General features: G+C 70.1%; 8 protein-coding genes and 1 pseudogene. 8 read left to right on the top strand and 1 reads right to left on the bottom strand.

The window, feature by feature from the left end; translation table 11 throughout:
* The 8 genes and pseudogenes from A9O63_RS20105 to A9O63_RS20070 all read left to right on the top strand — a co-directional run.
* A pseudogene (locus A9O63_RS20105) lies at positions 1-444 on the top strand (glucosamine-fructose-6-phosphate aminotransferase); the annotation flags it as partial.
* 46 nt (positions 445-490) lie between these two features.
* Positions 491-1801 (top strand): ABC transporter substrate-binding protein, encoded by a 1311-nt coding sequence (locus tag A9O63_RS20100; protein WP_069333484.1) that lies wholly within the window; start codon positions 491-493, stop codon positions 1799-1801.
* Positions 1801-2766, top strand: coding sequence for a carbohydrate ABC transporter permease (locus A9O63_RS20095; protein WP_069333483.1), 966 nt, complete (start codon positions 1801-1803; stop codon positions 2764-2766). The genes A9O63_RS20100 and A9O63_RS20095 overlap by 1 nt, the downstream gene beginning before the upstream one ends.
* Positions 2763-3608, top strand: a complete 846-nt coding sequence (locus A9O63_RS20090; RefSeq protein ID WP_069333482.1) for a carbohydrate ABC transporter permease — start codon at positions 2763-2765, stop codon at positions 3606-3608. Before A9O63_RS20095 ends, A9O63_RS20090 begins: the two co-directional genes overlap by 4 nt.
* Complete coding sequence (locus A9O63_RS20085; protein WP_069333481.1) at positions 3605-4468, top strand: sugar phosphate isomerase/epimerase family protein; 864 nt, start codon at positions 3605-3607, stop codon at positions 4466-4468. The genes A9O63_RS20090 and A9O63_RS20085 overlap by 4 nt, the downstream gene beginning before the upstream one ends.
* Positions 4465-5322 (top strand): fructoselysine 6-kinase, encoded by an 858-nt coding sequence (locus tag A9O63_RS20080; RefSeq protein WP_069333480.1) that lies wholly within the window; start codon positions 4465-4467, stop codon positions 5320-5322. The genes A9O63_RS20085 and A9O63_RS20080 overlap by 4 nt, the downstream gene beginning before the upstream one ends.
* A gap of 1 nt (position 5323) precedes the next feature.
* A complete protein-coding gene (locus A9O63_RS20075; protein WP_069333479.1) occupies positions 5324-6736 on the top strand; it encodes an NAD(P)/FAD-dependent oxidoreductase in 1413 nt (470 codons plus the stop codon).
* 58 nt (positions 6737-6794) lie between these two features.
* Positions 6795-7922, top strand: coding sequence for an ABC transporter ATP-binding protein (locus A9O63_RS20070; protein ID WP_069333478.1), 1128 nt, complete (start codon positions 6795-6797; stop codon positions 7920-7922).
* Here the strand turns inward: A9O63_RS20070 and A9O63_RS20065 are convergent.
* Positions 7903-8628, bottom strand: a complete 726-nt coding sequence (locus A9O63_RS20065) for a GntR family transcriptional regulator (RefSeq protein ID WP_069333477.1) — start codon at positions 8626-8628, stop codon at positions 7903-7905. The two genes, A9O63_RS20070 and A9O63_RS20065, sit on opposite strands and share 20 nt — an antisense overlap.
* Between the last annotated feature and the right edge of the window lie 101 nt (positions 8629-8729).

Below are 8729 nucleotides of genomic sequence, written 5' to 3'. Positions count from 1 at the left end.
GGCGCGGCGAAGGCGGCCTACGAGCCCGAGGCCGCCCTGCTGGCCGCGCGCCTGGGGGCCGAGCCCTATCAGATCGTCACCGGCGCGGGCGGGGCCTGGCCCGTGGCGCACCGTTTCGCGCTCACGGCGCTGGAGCGCGGGCTGCGCCTGCCCGCCCGCCCGGTCCATGCCGCCGACTTCTTCCACGGCACGCTCGAACTGATCGAGCCGGGGGTGAGCCTCCTTCTCGTGAAGGGCGAGGATGCGCTGCGCCCGCTGGCCCTCCGCGTCGAGCGGTTCGTGGGCCGCTACACCGACCGTCTGCGCATCGTGGATGCGGCCGCGGCCGAGCTGCCGGGCCTTGCCCCGCGCCTGCGGGCGCTGGCGACCCCGGTGATCCTCGCGGCGCTCCTCGAGCGGGTCGAGGCCCATCTCGGGCCGCCCGACCCTCGCCCCGGCGACTGACGCCCCAACCCAAGACCAACAAGAAGCCCGACAACAGGAGAGAGAGATGAAACGGTCCTTGCAGTCCATGACAGCCATCGTCGCCGCAATGTCGGCGCTGGGGGCGGGCGCCGCCGCGGCCCAGACGGCGGTCGCCGATCCCGCGGCCCCGGTCGAATACGAGGGCACGATCAAGGTGCTGACCAAGTTCGGGATGCAGCGCCTCGCGCCCTATTTCACCGAGCTTGCGCAGGAATACGAGGCGCAGCATCCCGGCGTCACGATCGAGCTCATCCAGGAAGACGATGACAGCGTGAAGGGCAAGACCAAGACGCTGGTCGCCTCGAACTCGATCCCGGACGTCTTCTTCTCCTGGACCGGCACCTGGGGCGGCAACTTCATCCGCGGCGAGCGCGCGGTGGATCTCACGCCGGTGATCGGGCCGGACACCGAGTGGGGCAAGACCTTCGCCCCGGCCGCGGTCGATGCCTTCGTCTACGACGGCAAGCATTACGGCATCCCGCTTTATCTCGATGCGAAATTCATGGGCTACAGCAAGCCCATCTTCGAGAAGCTCGGCCTCTCGGTGCCCGAGACGCTCGAGGACATGCTGGCGGCCTGCGACACCATCAAGGAGGCGGGGATCACGCCCATCTCGATCGGCAACAAGGAGCCCTGGGTCGCCGTCCATTATCTCGGCCAGCTTCTGGCCTACAACGTGCCCAAGGACGTGCTGGAGCGCGACTTCGACCCGGCCACCGCCGAATATGCCGACCCGGGCTATGTCGCCTCGCTCGAGCAGTTCAAGGCCATCGCCGACCGCTGCACCATCGGCGCGGGCATGAACGGCATCTCCTATCAGAATGCGCTTCAGGAGCTGAGCGACGGCAAGTCGGCGATGTATTATCAGGAGATCATCGAGTTCGACAATTCGGCCTCGGCCAAGACCAAGCTCAAGCCCGAGGAGTTCGGCTTCTTCCCGCTGCCCGCGCCGAAAGATGCCAAGGGCGATCCTAAGGCGCTCGAAGGCGCGCCCGAGGGCTACATGATCTCCTCGGCCTCCGAGAACGTGCCGCTCGCGCTCGACTTCATGAAGTTCGTGACGAGCCAGGCCAATGCGAAGGTGCTGTCGGCCCCGCCCTACGGCCAGCCGAGCGCGGTGATCGGCGGCGCGGATCCGGCGCAGATGAGCCCCGCCGTGGTTGGCGGTCTCGAGGATATCGCGGAAGCCTCCTACCTCATGCAGTGGCTGGATACGGTGAACCATCCGCGCGTCGCCGCGGCCTGGCTGTCGAACCTGCAGGCCTTCGCGGGCGGCAGCGTCACGGCCGAGGAGGTCGTGGCCGAAGTCCGTGCGGCCGCCGCCGCGGCCAAGTGATGAGCTTGTCCGCGGACATCGGAAAGAGCGGGGTCGCCCTCGGCGGCCCCGCCCTCGGGGCGGGGAGGGGGCCGCGGCTGCGCCCCCTCCTCTCCCGGCTGCTGGCGCTGCGCTGGATCGCCGTGGCGCTCGTCCTCGTGGGCTGGTTCGTCTATTATCCGATCGTCGACAACTTCTTCGTCAGCACCACGAACCAGGACATCTTCACCGGCGAGGTGACGCAGGTCGGGCTCGACAATTACCGCAGGCTCGCCGAGGATCCGGTGGTGGGCCGCGCGCTCTGGAACAACGGCGCCTATGCGGTGCTCTCCATCGTCTTCCAGGTCTTCGCGGCCTTCTGCCTCGCCGCCATCGTCGAGGGCCTGTCCTCGGAACGCTGGCGCAACTTCTGGCGGGCGCTCTATTTCGTGCCCTCGGCCATCTCGACGACCGTCACCGGGCTCCTCTTCTACTTCATCTATCAGCCCGACATCGGCATCCTCGACGGGCTCCTGAAGGCGCTGAACCTCGAGCACTGGTCGCATGTCTGGCTCGGCGATCCGCAGACCGCGATCTATGCCATCATCGCCATGAGCCAGTGGCAGGGCTTCGGCTATTCCACGCTGCTCTTCACCATCGCGATCCAGAAGATCCCGCAGGAGCTTTACGACGCGGCGCGGATGGACGGGGCGGGCCCGCTGCGCCAGCTCTGGAGCATCACCTTCCCCCTCACGCGCGAGATGACCGGCATGATGATCATCGTGACCGTGACCGGCGCCTTCCAGGTCTTCAACGAGGTCATGGTCATGACGGGCGGCGGGCCGAACAATTCGAGCCAGGTGCTGGGGACATGGCTCTACGAGCAGGGCTTCAACCAGAACGACATGGGCTATGCCGCGGCCATCGGCTCGGTCGTCTTCGCGGTGACGATGCTCACGGGCATCCTGCAGCTCTGGTATACCCGGCGGCGGAGGGTCCTCGCATGAGCGGCGCGACCCATTCCGCCCGCGGCTTCTGGCCCGTGATGGGGCAGGCCTTCCTCTGGGCCTTCCTCCTCGCCGTGGGCGTCGTCGTCCTTTATCCGCTGCTCTGGATGGGGCTCGGCGGCTTCAAGTCGAACAGCCAGATCTTCGACCAGCCCTTCGCCCTGCCGCAGAGCTGGTCGCTCGAGAACTACTTCTCGGCCTGGCGCGGGGTGCAGGGCTACATGGTCTCGAGCCTGCTCGTCACGCTGGTCTCGACGGTGGCGACCGTGCTGATCTCGGCGCGCGCGGCCTACGGGCTCACGCGGACGGCGATGCCGGCAAAGCCCCTCATCACCGCCTTCGTGCTCGGCGGCATGATGCTGAGCCCGACCGTGGCCCTCGTGCCGCTGGTGCGGATGCTCCAGTCGCTCGGGCTCTACGACACGCACTGGGCGCTCATCATCCTCTACACCGCCTTCCGCGTGCCCTTCACCACCTTCCTGATCCGCGCCTACATGCTCGACCTGCCGCGCGACCTCGACGAGGCCGCCATGATGGACGGCGCAAGCCCCGGCCAGATCTACCGCAGGATCATCCTGCCGCTCTGCCGGCCGATCATCGTCTCCTGTGTCGTGCTCCATATCCTCTTTGCCTGGAACGAATATCTCTTCGCCATGATCTTCACCAACAGTCCCAGCGTGCAGACGCTGCCCGTCGGCCTCACCTCGATGATGTCCAAGCACGGCACCGACTTCGCGCAGGTCTTCGCCGCCATGACGCTCTCAGCGCTGCCCATCGTCATCATCTTCTTCCTGACCCAGCGGTACTTCATCCGCGGCCTGACCGAAGGAATGGCGAAATGAGCCCCCCCCCCCGCCTCTCCGCCCGCCAGATGATCGGCTCGAACTTCGCCTTCCAGCATTTCCCGCTGGCCGAGGTGGCGCGCCGGATGCGCGGCTTCGGCTTCACCGAGATCGAGCTCTGGGGCGTGGCGCCGCATCTCGACCTCTTCCACTCGAGCGACCGCGACGTGGCGGAAGTGAAGCGCGTGCTGGCGGGCGAGGGCCTTTCCGTGCGCTGCCTCACGCCCGAGCAGGTGGTCTATCCGATCAACATCGCCTCGGGCGACGATGCCTACCGCGCGGCCAGCATCGACCGCTTCCGCCGCGCGGCCGACATCGCGGCCGAACTCGGCGCGCGGCATCTGTTCCTGACCCCCGGCCGCGGCTACGAGAGCGAGCCCGCGGAGCGCGCCTGGGACCGCTCGGCCGAGGCGCTGCGCCTGATCGCGGGCCATGCCGCGGGCCTTGGCCTGCGCTGCCTGCTCGAGCCGCTGCAGCGGGTGGAGAGCAACATCGCCCACAGTGCCGCCGACACGGCGCGGCTGCTGGAGATGGTGGGCGCGGACAATATGGATGTGGTGCTCGACACGGTCGCCATGGCCTGCGCGGGCGACAGCGTGGCCGATTACGCGGGCCTCTTCGGCGACAGGCTCGCCCATGTGCATCTCGTGGACGGGCGCCCGGCGGGCCATCTCGTCTGGGGCGACGGCACGCTGCCGCTCGCCCGCATCCTCGCCGATCTCGCGGAGGCGGGCTATCGCGGCGCGCTCTCCTTCGAGCCCTTCGGCGACGGCTCCTATGCGCTCGATCCCGTCGCGGCCTGGACCCGCCATCTCACGGCGCTCGCGCCGCATCTCGATCCCGTGGAGGCCCGCCCGTGAGCCGCAGCCCGACCCTGATCGCCGTGGGCGACAATTGTCTTGACGTCTATCTGTTGAAGGACCGCATGGCGGTGGGGGGCAATGCCCTCAACGTGGCGGTGCAATGGAGGCGCGCGGGCCTCGAGGCGCGCTACTTCGGCCTTGTCGGCCCCGATCCCGAGGGCGAGGTGATCCGCACCGCCGTCTGCCGCGCGGGGCTCGATCCCGACGATTGCGAGGTGCGGCCGGGCAGCACCGCCGTCACGCTCCTCCTCGAACGCGACGGCGACCGGCGCTTCCTGCTCGAGGATCTGGGCGTGGGGCTCGGCTATGTGCCCGAGGGCGAACGCCATGCGGCGCTTCTGGCCGCCGACTGGGTGCATCTGGGCACCCACAGCGCGCCCGAGCTGGTCCGCGCCCTCGTCCGCGACGGCGCGCGCTTTTCGGTCGATGTCTCGACGCATCACGACCTCCTCGACCTTCAGGGCGTGCCGCTCGTCTTCGCTTCGGGCCCCGAGGATCCGGCCGAGCCGGTCGAGCCGCTGCTCGCCCGCTTCCGCGCGCGGGGCGCGCAGGCCACCGTCGTGACCTGCGGCAGCCGCGGCGCCTTCCTCGATGCGGGCGGCACCGTCACCCCGGTGCGGGCGCGGCGGGTCGAGGTGGTGGACACCTGCGGCGCGGGCGACAGTTTCATCGCGCGCTTCATCGCGCTCTGGGCCATCGAGCGCCGCCCCGATGCCGAGTCCCTGCGCGGGGCGGCGGATGCGGCCACCAACACCTGCCTGCACGAAGGCGGCTTTCCGCAGCCGCTGCTGCCGATCCCCTCGTGGCTGCTGGAGAAATATGCCGATGTGATCGCGGCGGGAGAGGTCTGAGATGGCGACGCACCGGCTCGCGCTTCCCACCGCGGCGCCCGAGGGCGACCGCTCCTTCTGGCTCCGCGATCTGGGCGCGGGGCCGGCGACGCCGCCCTTCGCGGGCGAGGCCGCCTGCGACGTGGCCATCGTCGGCGGCGGCTACACCGGGCTCTGGACGGCGCTGCGCCTGAAGGAGCAGGCGCCCGGGCTGCGCGTGACGATCCTCGAGGCCGATTTCTGCGGCTCGGGCGCCTCGGGGCGGAACGGCGGGCAGGTCCACAGCTGGTTCGCCGAGCTCGACCTGCTGACCCGCCTCGTGGGCGCCGAGGAGGCGCTGGCGCTCTGCCATGCCACCGCCGAGGCAATCGAGGAGCTGGCCGAGCTGCAGGCCTCGGGCACGATCGACATGGACCTGCGGCTCGACGGCTGGCTCTGGACGGCGAGTTCGCGGGCGCAGGAAGGGGCCTGGGAGCCCGCGGCCGATCTCTGCCGCAAGGCGGGCGAGGCCGACCGGCTACGGCCCCTGGGTGCGGACGAGATCCGCAGCCGCACCGGCTCGGGCGCCTCCTACATGGGCGTGGTCGAGCCGCGCGCCGGCACGGTCCAGCCCGCGAAGCTCGCGCTCGGGCTGCGCGCGCTGGCCCTGTCGCGGGGCGTGGCGATCCACGAGCGGAGCCCCGTGTCGGAGATCGTCTCGGGCAGGCCCTGCCGGCTGCGGACGCCGGGCGGCACGCTTCAGGCGGGCAAGGTGGTGATCGCCTCGAACGCCTGGGCCGCGGCGCTGCCGGAACTCGCCCGCTACCTCTATGTGGTGGACAGCCAGATCGTCGCGACCGAACCCGTGGCCGAGACGCTCGACCGGCTGGGCTGGACGGGCGGCGAGTCGATCTGCGACGCGCAGGCCCATGTGCTCTATTATCAGCGCACCAAGGGCGGGCGCGTGGTCTTCGGGCGCGGCAGCGGGAATGTGGCCTACGGGAACCGCTTCGGCGCGGCCTTCAACCGCCGGCCGGACGGCGGCGCCGACAATCTGCGCGAGCTGCATCGCGTCTACCCCGAGCTGCGGGGCGCGAGGATCGCGGCCGACTGGTCGGGCCCCATCGACTGTTCGGCCGCGCATCTGCCCGTCTTCGGGTCGCTCACGGGCGAGCCCGACATCCTGTTCGGCGTGGGCTTCAACGGCACGGGCATCGCCCAGACGCCGGTCGCGGGCCGGATCCTCGCAAGCCTCGTGCTCGGGCGGGACGACCGCTGGAGCCGGAGCGGCCTCGTGGGTCTCGGCCGGCGCCAGAGGCTGCCGCCCGAGCCCGTCCGCTCGCTGGGCGCGCGCCTCGTGCGCCGCGCCATCCGCATCCGCAACGACCTCGAGATCGAGAACCGGAGCCCGGGCCCGCTCGTCCGCTGGCTCTCGTCGCTGACCCCCGGCCGGTAACGGCCATGAACGGTGCCACCGCGGCCTCTGGCCGGACAGACAAGGGAAGGGCAGGCCGATGGCCGAACTGACGCTGCGCCAGGTGCGCAAGACCTATGGCTCGATGGAAGTCCTGCACGGGATCGACCTCGACATCCCCTCGGGCTCGTTCGTGGTCTTCGTGGGCCCCTCGGGCTGCGGGAAATCCACGCTCCTGCGCGCCATCGCGGGGCTCGAGGACATCAGCTCGGGCGAATTCGCCATCGACGGCGAGCGGATGAACGAGGTGGCCCCCTCGCGCCGCGGCATCGCCATGGTGTTCCAGTCCTATGCGCTCTATCCGCACATGACGGTGTTCGAGAACATGGCCTTCGGGATGCGGATCGCGGGGCTGAAGAAGGACGAGATCGCCCGCCGCGTCACCCGCGCGGCCGAGGTGCTGCAACTCGCCCCCTATCTCGACCGCTATCCCCGCGCGCTCTCGGGCGGGCAGCGGCAGCGGGTGGCCATCGGGCGGGCCATCGTGCGCGACCCCAAGGTGTTCCTGTTCGACGAGCCGCTCTCGAACCTCGATGCGGCGCTGCGGGTGGCGACGCGGATCGAGATTGCCAAGCTCAAGCAGGCGATGCCGGGGGCCACGATGATCTATGTGACCCACGATCAGGTCGAGGCCATGACGCTGGCCGACCGGATCGTGGTGCTGCGCGCGGGCCGGATCGAGCAGGTGGGCTCGCCGCTCGATCTGTACCGGCGGCCCGCGAACCTGTTCGTCGCGCGCTTCATCGGCTCGCCCGCGATGAACGTGATCCCGGGCACGGTGCGGATCGGGCCCGAGGGCGCGCGGCTCGACCTGGCCACCGGCGGAGGGCTGCGGGCGCCCTTCCCGCTCGATGCGGGCCTTGCGGGCCAGACGGTGCAGGTGGGCATCCGCCCCGAGGATCTGCGGCTGGCCGAGGGCGAGCCGCTCCTCGTGGGGCGGATCTCCTATATCGAGCAGCTGGGCGAGGTGCAGCTCACCTATATCGAGGCCGAGGGTCTGGCCGAGCCGCTGATTGCCAAGCTGCCGGGCGTCCTTGACCTTGCGGCGGGCGCCTCCATCGCGCTCACGGCCGATGCCCAGAGCCTGCACCTCTTCGGCGCGGACGAGCGCAGCCTGCGCCCCGAGCCCGCAGCCGCGGTCCCGGAGGTTACTTCCGCACGAAGCTGAAGGAGAAGGCCGAGCCCCGGTGATAGTCCATCGCATAGATCACGCGCGTGCCGCAGGCCGCGTAGCAGACCTCCTCGATGAGCAGCGCCGGGCCGAACTCCTCGAGCCCATGCAGCCCGCTCACCTCGTCGGGCAAAAGGACGGCGCGCACGTTCGCGGTCGAGGCCACGGGCCGCCGCCCCACCCGGTCGAGGAGCGCCACGAGCGAGCCGCTCCAGTCGGGGGTGCCTTCGAGCCCCTCGCCCACGAGCGCGCGGGGCAGCCAGTCCACGGAATAGACCAGCGGCTGGCCGCCCGAGCTGCGCAGCCGCTCGACGCGGACGAGGGGCGTGCCCTCGGCCACGGCCAGCCGCTCGGCCGTCACCGGATCGGCGGGCACGGCCGAAAAGCCCAGAAGCCGCGTCTCGGCCGTGTAGCCGTGGCTGCTCACCATCTGCGAGACGCTCTCGAACTTGGTGATCGGCCGCGCGATGCTGAGGAGCGCGCCGGCGGCGAGGAAGCGGCCCTTGCCCTGATGGCTGTCGATCACCGCCTCCTGCTCCAGCAGCTTCAGCGCCTCGCGCAGCGTGGGGCGCGAGATGTGGAAGCGCTCGACCATCTCCTTCTCGGTCGGCAGCCGGTCTCCGAAGCCGAGGCCCAACTCTTCGATCATCTCGAGGATGCCCGTGCGCAATCGCTCGACATTGCTTTCCCGCGGTTTCTCCATGCGGCTGGACTCCTTGTCGGTCTAGAACTCGAAATCCCGTGCAATCTGCGCCGGCGCGCGTCCGGCGGCCAGCGCGAGTTGCAGCAGAAGCCGCGCCTTCA

This window comes from Cereibacter johrii, from assembly GCF_001720585.1.
Lineage (GTDB): Bacteria > Pseudomonadota > Alphaproteobacteria > Rhodobacterales > Rhodobacteraceae > Cereibacter_A > Cereibacter_A johrii.
This window is presented reverse-complemented; position numbering and strand designations above follow the sequence as displayed.

What these genes read in the sequence shown, in the direction of transcription:
- A9O63_RS20095 (WP_069333483.1), top strand. Translation starts at nt 1,801, where the DNA reads ATGAGCTTGTCCGCGGACATCGGAAAGAGCGGGGTCGCCCTCGGCGGC.
- A9O63_RS20075 (WP_069333479.1), top strand. Translation starts at nt 5,324, where the DNA reads ATGGCGACGCACCGGCTCGCGCTTCCCACCGCGGCGCCCGAGGGCGAC.
- A9O63_RS20085 (WP_069333481.1), top strand. Translation starts at nt 3,605, where the DNA reads ATGAGCCCCCCCCCCCGCCTCTCCGCCCGCCAGATGATCGGCTCGAAC.
- A9O63_RS20065 (WP_069333477.1), bottom strand. Translation starts at nt 8,628, where the DNA reads ATGGAGAAACCGCGGGAAAGCAATGTCGAGCGATTGCGCACGGGCATC.
- A9O63_RS20090 (WP_069333482.1), top strand. Translation starts at nt 2,763, where the DNA reads ATGAGCGGCGCGACCCATTCCGCCCGCGGCTTCTGGCCCGTGATGGGG.
- A9O63_RS20070 (WP_069333478.1), top strand. Translation starts at nt 6,795, where the DNA reads ATGGCCGAACTGACGCTGCGCCAGGTGCGCAAGACCTATGGCTCGATG.
- A9O63_RS20100 (WP_069333484.1), top strand. Translation starts at nt 491, where the DNA reads ATGAAACGGTCCTTGCAGTCCATGACAGCCATCGTCGCCGCAATGTCG.